At 63.6% G+C, this 15812-nt stretch carries 14 protein-coding genes; 11 read left to right on the forward strand and 3 right to left on the reverse strand.

All coding sequences use genetic code 11. From position 1 onward, the window contains the following. The first annotated feature begins 3 nt into the window (after positions 1–3). The 9 genes from ACIOAU_RS16695 (at position 4) to pdeM (ending at position 10941) form a co-directional block, all read left to right on the forward strand. A complete protein-coding gene (locus ACIOAU_RS16695; RefSeq protein WP_101321817.1) occupies positions 4–480 on the forward strand; it encodes a YchJ family protein in 477 nt (158 codons plus the stop codon). Between the two features lie 2 nt (positions 481–482). After that, positions 483–956 (forward strand): LEA type 2 family protein, encoded by a 474-nt coding sequence (locus ACIOAU_RS16700; protein WP_308812245.1) that lies wholly within the window; start codon positions 483–485, stop codon positions 954–956. A gap of 6 nt (positions 957–962) precedes the next feature. After that, positions 963–1166 (forward strand): SEC-C metal-binding domain-containing protein, encoded by a 204-nt coding sequence (locus tag ACIOAU_RS16705; RefSeq protein WP_101321819.1) that lies wholly within the window; start codon positions 963–965, stop codon positions 1164–1166. A 118-nt stretch (positions 1167–1284) separates the two neighbouring features. Next, positions 1285–3723: a penicillin acylase family protein gene (locus tag ACIOAU_RS16710; protein WP_401183399.1), complete on the forward strand. Its 2439-nt coding sequence runs from the start codon at positions 1285–1287 to the stop codon at positions 3721–3723. 115 nt (positions 3724–3838) lie between these two features. Next, the gene (locus ACIOAU_RS16715) at positions 3839–4849 is read left to right on the forward strand and encodes a ligase-associated DNA damage response exonuclease (RefSeq protein WP_103438348.1); all 1011 of its coding nucleotides are present in this window, start codon (positions 3839–3841) and stop codon (positions 4847–4849) included. Continuing rightward, positions 4846–6504: an ATP-dependent DNA ligase gene (locus ACIOAU_RS16720; protein WP_401183402.1), complete on the forward strand. Its 1659-nt coding sequence runs from the start codon at positions 4846–4848 to the stop codon at positions 6502–6504. Before ACIOAU_RS16715 ends, ACIOAU_RS16720 begins: the two co-directional genes overlap by 4 nt. Before the next feature lie 99 nt (positions 6505–6603). After that, on the forward strand, positions 6604–7719 hold the full coding sequence (locus ACIOAU_RS16725) for a succinylglutamate desuccinylase/aspartoacylase family protein (protein ID WP_188036558.1): 1116 nt from the start codon (positions 6604–6606) through the stop codon (positions 7717–7719). A gap of 61 nt (positions 7720–7780) precedes the next feature. Continuing rightward, positions 7781–10258 (forward strand): ligase-associated DNA damage response DEXH box helicase, encoded by a 2478-nt coding sequence (locus ACIOAU_RS16730; protein ID WP_401183405.1) that lies wholly within the window; start codon positions 7781–7783, stop codon positions 10256–10258. Positions 10259–10284: 26 nt separating this feature from the next. Next, the gene (pdeM, locus tag ACIOAU_RS16735; RefSeq protein ID WP_401183408.1) at positions 10285–10941 is read left to right on the forward strand and encodes a ligase-associated DNA damage response endonuclease PdeM; all 657 of its coding nucleotides are present in this window, start codon (positions 10285–10287) and stop codon (positions 10939–10941) included. Here pdeM and ACIOAU_RS16740 read toward each other — a convergent pair whose 3' ends face one another. Together ACIOAU_RS16740 and dcd are read right to left on the reverse strand one after the other, a co-directional pair. Then, positions 10942–11172: a hypothetical protein gene (locus ACIOAU_RS16740; protein ID WP_101321826.1), complete on the reverse strand. Its 231-nt coding sequence runs from the start codon at positions 11170–11172 to the stop codon at positions 10942–10944. 97 nt (positions 11173–11269) lie between these two features. Further along, on the reverse strand, positions 11270–11836 hold the full coding sequence (gene dcd, locus ACIOAU_RS16745) for a dCTP deaminase (protein WP_101321827.1): 567 nt from the start codon (positions 11834–11836) through the stop codon (positions 11270–11272). 325 nt (positions 11837–12161) lie between these two features. On the opposite strand from dcd, the gene ACIOAU_RS16750 reads away from it, so the two are divergent. Next, positions 12162–12371, forward strand: coding sequence for a cold-shock protein (locus tag ACIOAU_RS16750; RefSeq protein ID WP_101321828.1), 210 nt, complete (start codon positions 12162–12164; stop codon positions 12369–12371). Positions 12372–12479: 108 nt separating this feature from the next. On the opposite strand, the gene apbC is transcribed toward ACIOAU_RS16750, so the two are convergent. Further along, entirely contained in the window at positions 12480–13574 is a 1095-nt protein-coding gene (apbC, locus tag ACIOAU_RS16755) for an iron-sulfur cluster carrier protein ApbC (protein ID WP_101321829.1), read from the reverse strand. Between the two features lie 158 nt (positions 13575–13732). Between apbC and metG the strand changes: the two genes are divergently transcribed. Next, a complete protein-coding gene (gene metG, locus ACIOAU_RS16760; RefSeq protein ID WP_150572234.1) occupies positions 13733–15775 on the forward strand; it encodes a methionine--tRNA ligase in 2043 nt (680 codons plus the stop codon). The last annotated feature ends 37 nt before the right edge of the window (positions 15776–15812 follow it).

The following is a 15812-nucleotide window of genomic DNA, read 5'->3' on the forward strand; positions in this document are numbered from 1 at the left end:
GTGATGAGTGTTTCGGTTTGCCCTTGCGGCAGTGGCAACCTGCTCGACGCCTGCTGCGGGCATTATCATGCCGGCACCCCGGCGCCAGACGCCCAGGCATTGATGCGCTCGCGCTACAGCGCTTACGTGCTGGGCCTGATCGATTACCTGGTCGCAACCACCCTGCCGGCTCAGCAAGATGGCCTGGACCGCGCTGCAATTGCTGCCTGGAGCGCGCAAAGCACCTGGCTGGGGCTTGAGGTGGAAAGCGCCGAGGTGCTTGGCGGTCAGCCTGAGCATGCGTTTGTCACCTTCATCGCGCGCTGGCACGACGCTCAAGGCGAACACGCCCACCGTGAGCGTTCGGCATTCGTCCAGCGCGATGGCCGTTGGTACTTCATTGACCCAACGGTCGGCCTCAAGGCCACGCGCAACGACCCCTGCCCCTGTGCCAGCGGGCAGAAGTTCAAGAAGTGCTGTTCCAGTTACGTCGGTACTTGACCGTGAACGCCCTCGCCCGCCTGCTCCTGACCAGCTGCGTCCTGCTGCTGGCCGGCTGCGCAGGCTGGAGCGGCGAGCAATGGCGCGAACCACAGGTACATCTGGTCAGGGTCGAAACAGTCAAGGCGCGCCTGCTGCAACAGGAGTTCGTCATTCACCTGCGGGTCGACAACCCCAATGACAGCCGCCTGTTCATCCGCAACCTGAATTACTCGGTGCGGCTCAACCAGTTGCTGCTGGTCGACGATGAGGCGAGCATCTGGCGCAGCGTCGCCGCCCATGAGGGGCGGACCTTCAAGATCACCGCCCGCACCAACCTGTGGAAGCAGCTCAAACCGCTGGCCAAGCTGCTCAAGAGCAGGCAACCGCTGCGCTATTCACTGCAGGCCGAGCTGAATACCGGGCTGATCATCTGGCGGGGCCTGCACTTGTCGCGCAGTGATGAGATAATGCCCGGCGATTTCTTACCGGAGTAACCTGCAATGACTCAGCAACCGCATGTTCATGGCCCTGACTGCAACCACGATCACGATCATCAGCATGATCATGACCACGGCCATGTGCACGGTCCACACTGCAACCACGGCCACCAGGAGCCGGTGCGCAACGCTTTGAAAGACGTTGGCCGCAACGACCCGTGCCCGTGCGGTAGCGACAAGAAGTTCAAGAAGTGCCACGGCGCCTGATCTTCGCTCGCTAACCGCTGCCGCAAGCAACTGCAGCCTTTGGCCGTGATTGCTTGCGGTTGATGCTTTCCGATCCAGCCAAATCCCTTTTTTGTCACACCTTGCAGGAGCCTCTTCAATGGCCGCCCCCGCTTTTCCTCCTTTGCGTCCCCGCTTCGCCAGCCTGGCGCTGCTAGGTCTGCTTGGTCTTGGCGGCTGCCAGATGAGCGCCGTGCAAGACAGCGTCCCGCCGACCACCGGCGTGCAACCGCTCAAAGGCCTCGCGCAGAACGTTTCGCTGCGGCGCAATGCCATGGGCGCACCGCTGATCGAAAGCAGCAGCTTTCACGATGCGCTGTTCACGCTGGGTTACGTGCACGCCGGCGACCGCATCGAGCAGATGCTCGGCATGCGCCTGCTGGCTCAGGGCCGCCTGGCGGAACTGGCCGGGCCAGAAGCGCTGGATATCGACCGTTTGATGCGTGCAGCCAATCTCAAGCAGAGTGCCAATGCCCTGTACGGCGACGCTTCGCCGCGGCTCAAGCGCTTCTTTGAAGTGTACGCGCGTGGGGTCAACGCCTACCTGTACCGCTACCGCGACAGGCTGCCGGGTGAGCTCGCCCGTAGCGGTTATCGCCCTGAATACTGGAAGGCCGAAGACAGCGCGCTGATCTTCAGCCTGTATGCCTTCAGCCAGTCAGTCAATCTGCAGGAAGAACTCAGCGCCCTGACCCTCGCGCAAAAAGTCGGCAGCGACAAGCTCGCCTGGCTGCTGCCGGGTGCGCCTGACGAGCCGCTGGCCGAAGGCGAAGTCGACAAACTCAAGGGCATCAACCTGGCCAGCCAACTGCCTGCCCTGCCTGCCCTGGCCAGTACCAGCCAGAAGCTCGCCGACCTGGGCCTGCTTGGCAGCCCGGGCTCGGTCAACCTGGCCCTCGGCCCACAGCGCAGCCGCAGCGGCAAAAGCCTGCTGGCCAGTGACAGCCGCGCCGCCTGGGCCTTGAGCCCGGTACAGATCCACACCGGCAAGTATCAGGTTGCCGGGCTGTCGTTGCCGGGCCTGCCGATCGTGCTGGCCGGCTACAACGGCAAACTGGCCTGGAGCAGCAGCGCGGTCATGGCCGACAACCAGGATTTGTACCTTGAGCAACTGCGCCGCCAAGGCAGCCAGCTGACTTACCTTGCCGATGGCAAATGGCTGCCAACGCGTGCCCGCAGCGAGACCTTCTTCGCCCGCGGCCAGCAGCCACTGCGCGAAGTGCTTTACGACACTCGCCATGGCACCCTGCTCGGCCAGCCTGTCGGCAACGGCCTCGGCCTGGCCCTGAGCCTGCCGCAGCTGAAGGGTGATCGCAGCCTCGACGCCTTGTTCGACCTGACACGCGCCACCTCGGTGGAGCGCGCCTTCGACAGCACCCGCGAGGTCGGCGCAGCGGCGCTCAACTTCGTCTTTGCTGAGCCGCAGCACATCGGTTGGCAGGTCAGTGGGCGCTACCCGAACCGCCGCGAAGGCCAGGGCTTGCTGCCCTCGCCAGGCTGGGATGGGCGCTATGACTGGGACGGCTATGCCGACGCCATGCTCCACCCGTACGACCAGGACCCACCGTCCGGCTGGCTCGGCCATGCCAACGAGCGCAGCCTGGCCAAGGGTTACGGCATGCAGTTGTCCAACACCTGGTACTACCCCGAGCGCGCCGAACGTCTCGGTCAGCTGGCTGCCAATGGCCGCCACGACAGCCGCAGCGTGATGGCCCTGCAAAACGATCAGGTCAGCTTGTTTGCCGACAAGCTCAAGCAGATGTTCAGCGCACCCGGCATGGCCCAGCCGCTCAAGCAGGCGATCGCGGCACTGCCACCGGCCCAGCGCGACAAGGCCAATGCCGCGCTGGCTCGGCTGCAAGCTTTCGATGGTCGCCTGAGCCCAGTGTCGGCAGATGCCGCGCTGTATCAGCTGTTCCTCCAGGAAGTGGCCCGACAGACCTTCCTCGACGATCTTGGGCCTGAATCCGGCCCTGCCTGGCAAGCCTTTGTCAGCAACGCGCAGTTGTCCTACTCGGCGCAGGCTGATCACCTGCTGGGCCGCGATGACAGCCCGTTCTGGGATGACCGCACCACCGCGCAAAAGGAAGACAAACCGGCGATCCTGGCCCGCAGCCTGGCCGCCGCGATCGACACTGGCACGGCGCTGCTCGGCGCCGACCGCAAGGCCTGGCAGTGGGGCAAGCTGCACCAGTACCGCTGGCCAGCACCGGCCTATCACGGCCTGGGTGACGCTATCAGCCGCGCGCCAATGGCGGCTGGCGGCGACTTCAGCACCCTGGCCCTGACGCCGTATGCCTGGGGCAGCAACTTCGACACGCAACTGCCAGCCTCGGCGCGGATGATCGTCGACTTTGGCCAGGCCGAGCCGCTGCAACTGCTGACCAGCAGTGGTCAGTCCGGCAACCCGGCCAGTCGTCACCACAGCGATGGCCTGGACGCCTGGTTCAAAGGCCGCTTCATGAGCCTGCCGCTGCAACCGCAGAACTTCGCCCGTGCCTACGGTAGCCAGCGCCTGACCCTGGTACCGGGCAAGTAAGCCCACGTCCGACTGCCCGCACAGCCCTGGCTGTGCGGGTAACCTCAGCCAGACAATCCGAACTTCATCGCGCCAGCAACGCTCCTAGCTATAACTCCCTAGCCAGCGGCCTGCCATGGACCTTGTGATTGCTCGCCCCGAAGGCCTGTACTGCCCACCCGGTGATTTCTACATCGACCCGTGGCGCCCGGTTGATCGCGCGGTGATCACCCACGGTCACGGTGATCACTCACGCTCGGGCAACAATCACTACCTGACCGCGGCGCCCGGTGCCGGCATCCTGCGCAGCCGGCTCGGCCAGCACATCAATCTGCAGACCCTGCCCTACGGTGAACGCCTGGAACACCACGGCGTGAGCTTGAGCTTCCACCCAGCCGGACATGTGCTCGGCTCGGCGCAGGTGCGCCTTGAGTACCAGGGCGAGGTATGGGTCGCCTCTGGTGACTACAAAGTGGAGCCCGACGGCACCTGCGCGCCGTTCGAGCCGGTGCGTTGCCACACCTTCATCACCGAATCGACATTCGGCCTGCCGATCTACCGCTGGCCGCCGCAAGCGGTGATTTTCGCCGAGATCAACCAGTGGTGGCGGGCCAATCGCGAACAAGGCAAGGCCAGCGTGTTGTTCTGTTATGCCTTCGGCAAGGCCCAGCGCATCCTCTATGGCCTCGACGCCAGCATCGGGCCGATCCTGGTGCATGGCGCGGTCGAGCCGTTGAATCGGGTCTATCGCGAAGCTGGCGTGGCCCTGCCAGAGACCCATTACGCCGGCGACTTTGCCCGCAACGACCCGCTACTGCGCGAGGCATTGATCATGGCGCCGCCGTCGGCTGGCGGCAGCAGTTGGATGAAGCGCTTCGGCGAGTACAGCGATGCCTTCGCCAGCGGCTGGATGCGCCTGCGCGGTACCCGCCGGCGGCGCGGGGTCGATCGCGGTTTTGTGCTGTCTGATCACGCTGATTGGCCGGGGCTGTTGTGGGCCATCGCCCAGACCGGTGCCGAGCGGGTCATGGTCACCCATGGTTCGGTCAATGTGCTGGTGCGCTATTTATCCGAGCAAGGCCTGGACGCGCGGGCCTTCGTTACCGAATACGGCGAAGAAGACGACACCCGCGAGGTTCAGCCATGAAGGCTTTTGCCGAGCTGTACCTGCGCCTGGACGGCACTACCTCGAGCAACGCCAAGTTGCTGGCCTTGCGCGAATACTTCAGCCAGGCGCCAGCGCAGGACGCTGCCTGGGCGGTGTACTTTCTTGCCGGCGGCCGGCCGCGGCAACTGGTGCCAACCCGCTTGTTGCGCGAGCTGGCCATTGAATTGTCAGGCCTGCCCGACTGGCTGTTCGAAGAGAGCTATCAGTCAGTGGGCGACCTGGCCGAAACCATTTCGTTACTGCTCCCCGACAGCGCCCATGCCAGTGATCAGGGTCTGGCTGAGTGGATCGAGCAGCATCTGCTGCCATTGCGCGGCCAGCCCCAGGAAGAGGTACGCGCGCGCCTGCCAGTGCTGTGGGCGCAACTTGACCGGCAGAGCCTGATGCTCTGCCTGAAACTGATCACCGGCAGTTTCCGCGTGGGCGTGTCGAAACTGCTGGTCACCCGCGCACTGGCGCGGTTGGCCGATCTCGACGCCAAGCGCGTGGCCCAGCGCATGGTCGGCTATACCGACCTCAGCCATAAACCGAGCCCCGCCAGCTACCTCAAGCTGATCGCCGCCGAGTCGGCCGACGAGCACAGCCAGCGCGGCGGCCAGCCGTATCCGTTCTTTCTGGCCCATGCGCTGCAAGCGCCGACCGAACAATTCGACGCCCTGCTCGGCCCGGTCAGCGACTGGCAGGCGGAGTGGAAGTGGGACGGCATCCGCGCGCAGGTGGTCAAACGCGAGGGCCAGTTGTGGATCTGGTCACGAGGCGAAGAGCTGGTGACCGATCGCTTCCCCGAGCTGCACAGCCTGGCCAGCAGCCTGCCGGACGGCACCGTGCTGGATGGCGAGATTCTGGTGTGGAAACCGGGCTCCAGCAGCGACGATGTCGCCGTGCAGCCCTTCGCCCTGCTGCAACAACGGCTCGGCCGCAAGACCTTGGGCAAGAAGCTGCTCGGCGATGCTCCGGTGGTGCTGCAGGCCTACGACCTGCTCGAATGGCAGGACCATGACTGGCGCAGCCGCCCGCAGCACGAACGGCGCGCCCAGCTGGAGCGGGTAGTCGCCGAGTACCCGCAAGTGCCGCTGCTGCTGTCACCACTACTGACCGGCGACAGTTGGGCCGACCTCGCCGAGCAGCGCGAACAGTCGCGCAACCTCGGTGTAGAGGGGCTGATGCTCAAGCAGCGCGATGCGCTCTACGGGGTTGGCCGGACCAAGGACATGGGCCTGTGGTGGAAGTGGAAGATTGACCCGTTCAGCGTCGATGCCGTGCTGATCTATGCCCAGCGTGGCCATGGCCGGCGCGCGAGCCTGTACAGCGATTACACCTTTGCCGTGTGGGACGCACCGGCAGGCACGCCTGGACGTGCGCTGGTGCCATTCGCCAAGGCCTACTCAGGCCTCAGCGATGCAGAAATGCGCAAGGTCGATGCAATCGTGCGCAAAACCACCGTGGAAACCTTCGGCCCGGTGCGCAGCGTCACCCCGACGCTGGTGTTCGAACTGGGCTTTGAAGGCATCGCGCTGTCCAAGCGGCACAAGAGCGGCATCGCCGTGCGCTTCCCACGGATGCTGCGCTGGCGCCTGGACAAGCCGGTCGAGGAAGCCGACGACCTGGCCACCTTGCAGGCCCTGCTGAGCTGAAAACCGTGATCGGGATCTGCCTGCGCGCATGCGCAACGCCGAAGTTTGTGCTTCTATCTTCAGTCGCAGCCCGATCATCAACCAGCGCCCAGGCCCCCCATGCACCACTCGACCCACAGCTTGCTCAGCCCCGCGCCCGGCATCAGCCGGCACCTGCACAGCTTCCAGTTCGGCCCAGCCGGCGCCGGCAAAGTCTACATACAGGCCTCGCTGCACGCCGACGAACTGCCGGGCATGCTGGTCGCCTGGCACCTCAAGCAGCGCCTGCTCGAACTGGAACAGCAAGGCCTGTTGCGTCAGCAGGTCCTGCTGGTGCCAGTGGCCAACCCATTGGGCATCGAGCAAGTGCTGCTGGATGCACCCATGGGCCGCTTCGAGCTGCACAGCGGGGAGAACTTCAACCGCAACTTCGTCGACCTTTCGGACACCATCGGCGACCAGCTCGAAGGACAATTGACGCAGGACCCGCACCACAACCTTGAGCTGATCCGCGAGCACCTGCGCCGGGGCCTGGACGCGCACCCGGTACGTACCGCGCTGCAGTCCCAGCGCTTGTGCCTGCAAAGACTGGCGTGCGATGCCGACATGGTCCTCGACCTGCACTGCGACTTCGAAGCGGTCGAACACCTGTACACCACGCCGCAGGCCTGGCCGCGGGTCGAGCCGCTGGCGCGCTACCTCGGGGCGCAAGCCAGCCTTCTCGCGACCGACTCGGGCGGGCAGTCGTTCGATGAGTGCTTCAGTCTGGTCTGGTGGCAATTGCAGCAGCGCTTCGGCAAGCGCTACCCGATCCCCGACGGTGGCATTTCGGTCACGCTGGAGCTGCGCGGGCAAGCCGACGTCTGTCACGCGCTGGCGGCCAAGGACTGCCAGGCGATCATCGACTTTCTGACCCACGCGGGCGTTATCGAAGGGCAACCGGCCGAATTACCGGCGCTGCTCCATCCGGCCACGCCACTGGCCGCAGTGGAACCCGTCAGCACCCCCCAGGGCGGGCTGCTGGTATTCCACGCAAAACCCGGCCAATACCTGCAAGCCGGGCAACTGATTGCCGAGGTGATCGACCCACTCACCGATCAGGTCAGTTCGCTGCGCAATCAACAGGCCGGGCTGCTGTATGCCCGTAGCGTTCGGCGCATGGCAACCAGCGGCATGGTCGTCGCCCATGTCGCGGGCGAGCAGATTTGCCGCAGTGGTTACCTGTTGGGCAACTAACAGGTAAACCAATCGGCACGCACGGCGGTCTGTAGAAGCACAGCCTTTGACGGATCCACGCATGCCCGCCACGACCGACCTTGCCAACGCCTGGTTTGCCACGCGTGGATTCAAACCCTTCGCCTTTCAGCGCCAGGTCTGGGCCGCCGTCGAGCGTGGCGAGTCGGGACTGGTGCATGCCAGCACCGGCTCTGGCAAAACCTACGCGGTATGGCTGGCCGCCCTGCGCGCCTATGCGCGCACGGCCAACCCGAGCGGTAAGCCGGCGCCGCTGCAGGTGCTGTGGATCACGCCGATGCGTGCGCTGGCAGCGGATACAGCACGTGCCCTGCAGGCACCGCTGGATGAGCTGGAACTGAACTGGAACGTCGGCGTGCGCAGTGGTGATACCAGCTCTGCCGAGCGCGCCCGCCAAGCCCGGCGACTGCCCAGCACGCTGGTGACCACTCCAGAAAGCCTGACCCTGTTGCTGACCCGCGCCCAGGCCAATGAAGACTTTGCGCAGCTGCGCATGGTGGTGGTCGACGAATGGCACGAGTTGCTTGGCAACAAGCGTGGCGTGCAGCTCCAGTTGGCGTTGGCGCGCTTGCGCCGCTGGCATCCCGGGCTGGTGGTATGGGGGCTGTCGGCAACCTTGGGCAATCTTGAGCACGCCCGCGATGTGCTGTTGCCCGCCGGCGGGTCACTGGTCGAAGGGCGTCAGGACAAACGTTTTGTCGTCGACACGTTATTGCCGGAGGCAATCGAGCGCTTCCCTTGGGCCGGCCACATGGGCCTGAAAATGCTCAAGCAGGTCAGTGCCGAAATCGACGCCAGTGAAAGCTGCCTGGTCTTCACCAATACCCGCGCGCAAGCCGAGCTGTGGTATCAGGCACTTCTCGAGCACCGCCCTGACTGGGCCGGCTTGATCGCCCTGCACCATGCCTCGTTGGCTCGGCAGACCCGCGACTGGGTAGAGCGCAGTCTCAAGCAAGGCTCGCTCAAGGCGGTGATCTGCACGTCAAGCCTGGACCTTGGGGTGGATTTTCTGCCAGTAGAGCGGGTACTGCAGATTGGCTCGGCCAAGGGTATCGCGCGTTTGATGCAGCGTGCGGGTCGATCCGGGCATGCGCCCGGGCGCGCCTCGCGGATTACCCTGGTGCCGACCCACAGCCTCGAGCTGGTCGAGGCCGCCGCTGCTCGCCATGCCCTGGCCGCCGGCCAGATCGAGGCACGCCAGTCGCCGCGGCTAAGCATGGATGTGCTGGTGCAGCATCTGGTCAGCATGGCGCTGGGCAGCGGCTTTCGCCCGGCAGAACTGCTCGAGGAAGTGCGCAGCACCTGGGTCTTTCGCGAACTGCGCGACAGCCAATGGCAATGGGCACTGGATTTTGTCTGCCATGGCGGTAGCTCGCTGACGGCCTACCCTGACTACCAGCGCGTCGAAGCCCACGCCGACGGCATCTGGCGTGTGGCCAACGAGCGCCTGGCGCGGCGCCATCGGATGGGCATCGGCACCATCGTCAGCGATGCCAGTATTCAGCTCAAATACTGGAGCAAGGGCGGCGGCGGCAAACAGCTGGGCAGCGTCGAGGAATCATTTATCGCGCGCCTCAAACCCGGCGATACGCTGGTGTTTGCCGGCCGCGTGCTGGAGCTGGTGCGGGTCGAGAACATGACCGCCTATGTACGCCGCAGTACCGCTCGCAAGGCGGCGATTGCCCGCTGGAATGGCGGCCGTATGCCGCTGTCGAGCGAACTGGCGGACGCCTTGGTGGAGCGCCTGGATGCCGCAGCCCATGACCACTTCGACGGCCCGGAAATGCGCGCCGTGCGACCTCTGCTGGAGTTGCAGGCGACTTGGTCGGCGCTGCCCACCCAGCACACCCTGCTGGCCGAGACATTCACTTCAAGACAAGGCTCGCATCTGTTTCTGTACCCATTCGCCGGACGCATGGCCAACCTGGGCCTGGCCAATCTGATAGCGTGGCGCGTGAGCCGGGTGCAGCCATTGTCGGTGTCCATTGCGGTCAATGATTACGGCTTCGAGCTGGTCAGCCCCAGCACGGTCGACTGGGCCACGTATCTGCCGCGGGCGTTGAGCACGGATGATCTGCTCGAAGATGCACTGGCCAGCTTGAATGCGGGCGAAATGGCGCTGCGGCGCTTTCGCGAAATCGCGCAGATTTCCGGGCTGGTGTTCGGCGGCTACCCGGCCGCGCAGAAGAGCACTCGACAGATTCAGGCCTCCAGCGGATTGTTCTACGAGGTATTTCGCAAGCACGACGCCGACAATCTGTTGCTCGGCCAAGCGCGGGATGAGGTGCTGCGCGAAGAACTGGAAATCGAGCGGCTGCATCGGCAGCTGCTCAAATTGAGTACGCTGCGTCTGGATCTGCACGACCTGCGCCGCCCCGGACCATTGGCTTTCGCGCTGCTGGTAGAAGGCATGCGCGAGACCCTGAGCACAGAAAAACTGGCCGACCGCATTGCACGGATGGTGGCTGATCTGGAAAAAGTCGCCGACGCACCCAAGGGGCGAACCCGGCGCGGGAGCTGAGCCTCGCCCTGAATACAAGGACTTCTATGCAGCACCTGGAAATCGAACACTGCGGCGAAACGCTCTGGCTGCTGCCGGACAAGGCCATGTACTGGCCAGCGCGGCGGGCCTTGTTGGTCGCTGATGTGCACATCGGCAAGGCAGCAAGCTATCGCGCATTGAATCAGCCAGTGCCGCGCGGCACCACCGATGCCACCCTCGCCCGCCTTGATGCGTTGCTTACCGAGCACGCTTGCGAGCAATTGATTGTACTCGGCGATTTCTTGCACGCCCGCCACGCTCAGGCGCCGGCGATCACCGCCAAGCTCAAGGCCTGGCGCGAGCGGCATGCTCAGGTGCAGATGATTCTGGTGCGCGGCAACCATGACCGCCATGCCGGCGACCCACCGACGGAACTGAACATCGAGATCAAGGAAGAACCGTGGCTATACGGCCCGTTTGCCCTGCAGCACGAGCCCACGGCAAACCCTCCGCACACGGTGCTGGCAGGGCACGTACATCCGGTTTACGTACTGCGCGGCAGAGCCCGGCAGCGGTTGCGCTTGCCGTGCTTTCTGATCAACAAGGAGGTCTGCCTGTTGCCCGCATTCGGCGAATTCACCGGGGGCTGGACGGTCGAACCCGACGCAGCCACCCGCGTGTTTCTGGCAGGGGCTGAGCGGGTCTGGGCAGTGCAGCGTTAATTACGCAACAGGAGTAGGCGGTATGTCGTCCGGCAAGGTCGGTACACCCGGCTCGGTCGGTTGATGCTCACCCGGCTGAGGCGGCTGCGGGCTGTCCGGGTCCGGCTGGCCGGGCACTCCTCCTGCCTGCACAGGCAGTGGTGGCTGCGCCAACAGCGACCAGGCCAGCAGGCCGATCTGGTTAGGCTGGAGATGAGCCAGCTGGGCACTGACAGTGGTATGGAGTTTCATAGGCAGCTCCTCACGGGGGCCGGCGTACGTCATGCACGCCGCAACTGTTACCCCGTTGGAGTGCCTTGCGGGCAACTAATTCCCCGCGCTCGTCGGCTCAGGTCCGCGGCAGGGTGACGCCACGCTGGCCCTGGTACTTGCCGCCACGATCTTTATAAGAGACTTCGCACTCTTCATCGGACTCGAGGAACAGCATCTGCGCCACGCCTTCGTTGGCGTAAATCTTTGCCGGCAAGGTGGTGGTGTTGGAGAACTCCAGGGTCACGTGGCCTTCCCACTCTGGCTCGAGCGGCGTGACGTTGACGATGATGCCGCAGCGCGCGTAGGTGCTTTTGCCCAGGCAGATGGTCAGGACGTTGCGCGGAATGCGGAAGTACTCGACGGTGCGCGCCAGGGCGAACGAGTTCGGCGGGATGATGCAGACGTCGCTCTTGACGTCGACAAAGCTGCCGGCGTCGAAGTTTTTCGGGTCGACCGTGGCCGAATTGATGTTGGTGAAGACCTTGAATTCGTCTGCGCAGCGCACGTCGTAGCCGTAGCTGGAAACGCCGAAGGAAATCACCCGGCTGGCTTCGTCACCGCGCACCTGGCGCTCGACGAAGGGTTCGATCATGCCGTGTTCCTGCGCCATGCGGCGAATCCACTTGTCTGATTTGATGCTCATGGCGGGTGTCCTGAAGGCTGCAAGGTAAAAAACGAGAAGCGCATCTTACCGGTCCCGGCCTCCGGGTTAAAGTTCCCCGGCCGTATCCCACGCCGGACGGGGCTTGCAGCCGCCGCCGATCCGATTTTGAGCAAAGCCGCGTTTGACCATTGGCAGGCTGAAGAAAGTGGGGTATGGTGACGTCACTGTGCTGCACGTGACACCGAGAACTCTAGTTAGATGCACGATCCCAATCTGCCCATCGCTGAATTTTCCGACTCTTTGCACTCAGTCCGGCCAGGGCATTTCCTGCGCCGATAATTACTTTGTCCAAGGAGACAGACACATGTCCAACCGTCAAAACGGTACCGTCAAGTGGTTCAACGATGAAAAAGGCTACGGCTTCATCACCCCTCAATCGGGTGACGACCTGTTCGTGCACTTCAAAGCCATCCAAGCTGACGGCTTCAAAACTCTGAAAGAAGGCCAAGCCGTAACTTTCGTCGCTACCCGCGGCCAGAAAGGTATGCAGGCTGAAGAAGTTCAACTGGGTTAATTCCAGCTGGCTTCAAAAAAACCCGCTTCGGCGGGTTTTTTTATGCCTGCAATTTAGCTATCAGACCAGCGCGAACGGCATCCCCACTTACGCAGGGATGCCGAGATATCAGTCTTCGCTGATGGTGATGCTCGGCATGGCCGGAGCGGCTGCTTCCTGCAGCACGATACGTGCACCGACCTGCCGCGCCAGTTCCTGGTAGACCATGGCAATCTGACTTTCCGGCTCGGCGATCGCAGTCGGCTTGCCGCTGTCAGCCTGCTCGCGAATCAGCATCGACAGCGGCAGCGACGCCAGCAAGTCGACACCGTATTGCGAGGCCAGCTTGGCACCGCCGCCCTCACCGAACAGGTGCTCGGCATGGCCACAGTTAGAGCAGATATGCACGGCCATGTTCTCCACCACGCCAAGTACCGGGATGTTGACCTTGCGGAACATCTCCACACCCTTGCGCGCGTCAAGCAGGGCCAGGTCCTGCGGCGTGGTCACGATCACCGAACCGGCCACCGGGACTTTCTGCGCCAGGGTCAGCTGGATATCGCCAGTGCCGGGCGGCATGTCGATCACCAGGTAGTCCAGATCATCCCAGGCCGTCTGGGTCACCAGTTGCAGCAGGGCGCCGGAGACCATCGGCCCGCGCCAGACCATCGGCGTGTTGTCGTCGGTCAGAAATGCCATCGACATCACTTCGACGCCGTGCGCCTTGATCGGCACAAACCACTTCTGCTCACGAATCTGCGGTCGAGTACCTTCGGCGATACCGAACATCACGCCCTGGCTTGGGCCGTAGATATCGGCATCGAGAATACCCACCCGCGCCCCTTCGCGCGCCAGCGCCAAGGCCAGGTTGGCCGAAGTGGTCGACTTGCCTACGCCCCCTTTGCCCGAGGCAACAGCGATGATGTTCTTCACGTTGGCCATGCCGGGCACTTGCGCCTGGGCCTTGTGTGCGCTGATCACACAATCGATCGAGACGTTGGCGGCAGTTACGCCCTCTATGTTCTCGACAGCGGTCTGCAATACCTGCGCCCAGCCATTCTTGAACAGCCCGGCAGCATAGCCCAACTGCAGCTGCACGCTGACCTGGCTACCCTGGATGTCGATCGCGCGTACGCAACCGGCGCTGACCGGGTCCTGGTTCAGGTAGGGATCGGTGTACTGGCGAAGCGCGGCTTCGACATCGGCACGTGTGACGGCACTCATGGAGGCTCCCATAGGCAAGATCTGAAGGTGAGACAGGCGCCTATGCTAACCCGTCAATCGTCAGCAGGTACGTCGATGGGGTGAAATATATTCGCTGTCGCTTTATAGTGGCCGATCAACTTTGTATCCCGTCTAGCCAGAGTAATAGCCGAGCCACCATGTCCGAGCCACGTCAGATTCTCGTCACCAGCGCCCTGCCCTATGCCAACGGTTCCATTCACCTTGGCCATATGCTCGAGTACATCCAGACGGACATGTGGGTTCGCTTCCAGAAGCTGCGCGGCAACCAGTGCACCTATGTCTGCGCCGACGACGCCCACGGCTCGGCGATCATGCTGCGTGCCGAAAAAGAAGGCATCACCCCCGAGCAGTTGATCGCCGACGTGCAGGCCGAGCACAGCAGTGACTTTGCCGAATTCCTGGTCGACTTCGACAACTTCCACTCGACCCACAGCGATGAAAACCGCGAACTGTCGAGCATGATCTACACCCGCCTGCGCGACGCCGGACACATCGCCAACCGCTCGGTCACGCAGTACTTCGACCCGGAAAAAGGCATGTTCCTGGCCGACCGCTTCATCAAGGGCACCTGCCCCAAGTGCGCGGCTGAAGATCAGTACGGCGACAACTGCGAGAAGTGCGGCGCAACCTACGCCCCGACCGAACTGAAGAACCCCAAGTCAGCGATCTCTGGCGCCACGCCAGTACTCAAGGACTCCAAGCACTTCTTCTTCAAGCTGCCCGACTTCCAGGCCATGCTGCAACAGTGGACCCGCAGTGGCACCCTGCAGGACGCCGTTGCCAACAAACTCGCCGAGTGGCTCGACTCCGGTTTGCAGGAGTGGGACATCTCCCGCGACGCACCGTATTTCGGCTTCGAAATCCCGGATGAGCCAGGCAAGTACTTCTATGTCTGGCTGGACGCGCCCATCGGCTACATGGCCAGCTTCAAGAACCTCTGCGCACGCCGCCCGGAGCTGGACTTCGATGCGTACTGGAAGGCCGACTCGACCACCGAGCTGTATCACTTCATCGGCAAGGACATCGTCAACTTCCACGCCCTGTTCTGGCCGGCCATGCTCGAAGGCGCAGGCCTGCGCAAGCCGACCGCAATCAACGTGCACGGCTACCTGACGGTCAACGGCGCGAAGATGTCGAAGTCGCGTGGCACCTTCATCAAGGCGCGTACTTACCTCGACCACCTGGCGCCGGAATACCTGCGTTATTACTACGCCGCCAAACTTGGCCGCGGCGTCGATGACCTCGACCTGAACCTGGAAGACTTCATCCAGAAGGTCAACTCCGACCTGGTCGGCAAAGTGGTGAACATTGCCAGCCGTTGCGCAGGCTTCATCCACAAAGGCAATGCCGGTGTGATGGTCGGCGGTGACGCCGCGCCTGAGCTGACCGAAGCCTTTGCCGCCGCCGCGCCATCGATCGCCGAAGCCTACGAGGCACGCGACTTTGCCCGCGCCATGCGCGAAATCATGGCCCTGGCCGACCGCGCCAACGCCTGGATTGCCGACAAGGCGCCGTGGTCGCTGGCCAAACAGGAAGGCAAGCAGGACGAGGTTCAGGCCATCTGCGCCCAAGGCATCAACCTGTTCCGCCAGCTGGTGATCTTCCTCAAACCGGTATTGCCAGTGCTGGCAGCAGACGCCGAGGCCTTCCTCAACGTCGCCCCGCTGCGCTGGGACGATCACCGGTCACGCCTGGAAAACCATCAGCTGAATGCGTTCAAGCCACTGATGAGCCGCATCGAACCGGCCAAGGTCGAAGCCATGATCGCCGCCAGCAAGGAAGACCTGCTCGCCTCCCAGGCGCCCAGCGCCCCTGCTGGCAATGGCGAGCTGAGCAAGGATCCGCTGGCTGCGGAAATCGAATTCGACACCTTCGCCGCCGTCGACCTGCGCGTAGCCCTGATCGTCAAAGCCGAAGCAGTACCGGGTGCCGACAAGCTGCTGCAACTGACCCTGGACATCGGCGACGAGCGTCGCAACGTGTTCTCCGGGATCAAGTCGGCCTACCCTGACCCGTCGTTGCTGGAAGGCCGCCTGACCATGATGGTGGCCAACCTCAAGCCCCGCAAGATGCGCTTCGGCATCTCCGAGGGCATGGTCATGGCAGCCGGCCCTGGCGGCGAAGAGATCTACCTGCTCAGCCCTGACAGCGGCGCCAAGCCAGGCCAACGCATCAAGTAACCGAGCAACAACGCCCCGGCCAAGTGCCGGGGCGTTG

Source organism: Pseudomonas sp. NPDC088322, assembly GCF_044740745.1.
Classification (GTDB): domain Bacteria; phylum Pseudomonadota; class Gammaproteobacteria; order Pseudomonadales; family Pseudomonadaceae; genus Aquipseudomonas; species Aquipseudomonas shirazensis.

Coding starts and splice junctions, on each gene's coding strand:
- ACIOAU_RS16720 (WP_401183402.1), top strand. CDS start 4,846: ATGAAGGCTTTTGCCGAGCTGTACCTGCGCCTGGACGGCACTACCTCG.
- metG (WP_150572234.1), top strand. CDS start 13,733: ATGTCCGAGCCACGTCAGATTCTCGTCACCAGCGCCCTGCCCTATGCC.
- ACIOAU_RS16740 (WP_101321826.1), bottom strand. CDS start 11,172: ATGAAACTCCATACCACTGTCAGTGCCCAGCTGGCTCATCTCCAGCCT.
- ACIOAU_RS16710 (WP_401183399.1), top strand. CDS start 1,285: ATGGCCGCCCCCGCTTTTCCTCCTTTGCGTCCCCGCTTCGCCAGCCTG.
- pdeM (WP_401183408.1), top strand. CDS start 10,285: ATGCAGCACCTGGAAATCGAACACTGCGGCGAAACGCTCTGGCTGCTG.
- ACIOAU_RS16715 (WP_103438348.1), top strand. CDS start 3,839: ATGGACCTTGTGATTGCTCGCCCCGAAGGCCTGTACTGCCCACCCGGT.
- ACIOAU_RS16705 (WP_101321819.1), top strand. CDS start 963: ATGACTCAGCAACCGCATGTTCATGGCCCTGACTGCAACCACGATCAC.
- ACIOAU_RS16750 (WP_101321828.1), top strand. CDS start 12,162: ATGTCCAACCGTCAAAACGGTACCGTCAAGTGGTTCAACGATGAAAAA.
- apbC (WP_101321829.1), bottom strand. CDS start 13,574: ATGAGTGCCGTCACACGTGCCGATGTCGAAGCCGCGCTTCGCCAGTAC.
- ACIOAU_RS16725 (WP_188036558.1), top strand. CDS start 6,604: ATGCACCACTCGACCCACAGCTTGCTCAGCCCCGCGCCCGGCATCAGC.
- ACIOAU_RS16730 (WP_401183405.1), top strand. CDS start 7,781: ATGCCCGCCACGACCGACCTTGCCAACGCCTGGTTTGCCACGCGTGGA.
- dcd (WP_101321827.1), bottom strand. CDS start 11,836: ATGAGCATCAAATCAGACAAGTGGATTCGCCGCATGGCGCAGGAACAC.
- ACIOAU_RS16695 (WP_101321817.1), top strand. CDS start 4: ATGAGTGTTTCGGTTTGCCCTTGCGGCAGTGGCAACCTGCTCGACGCC.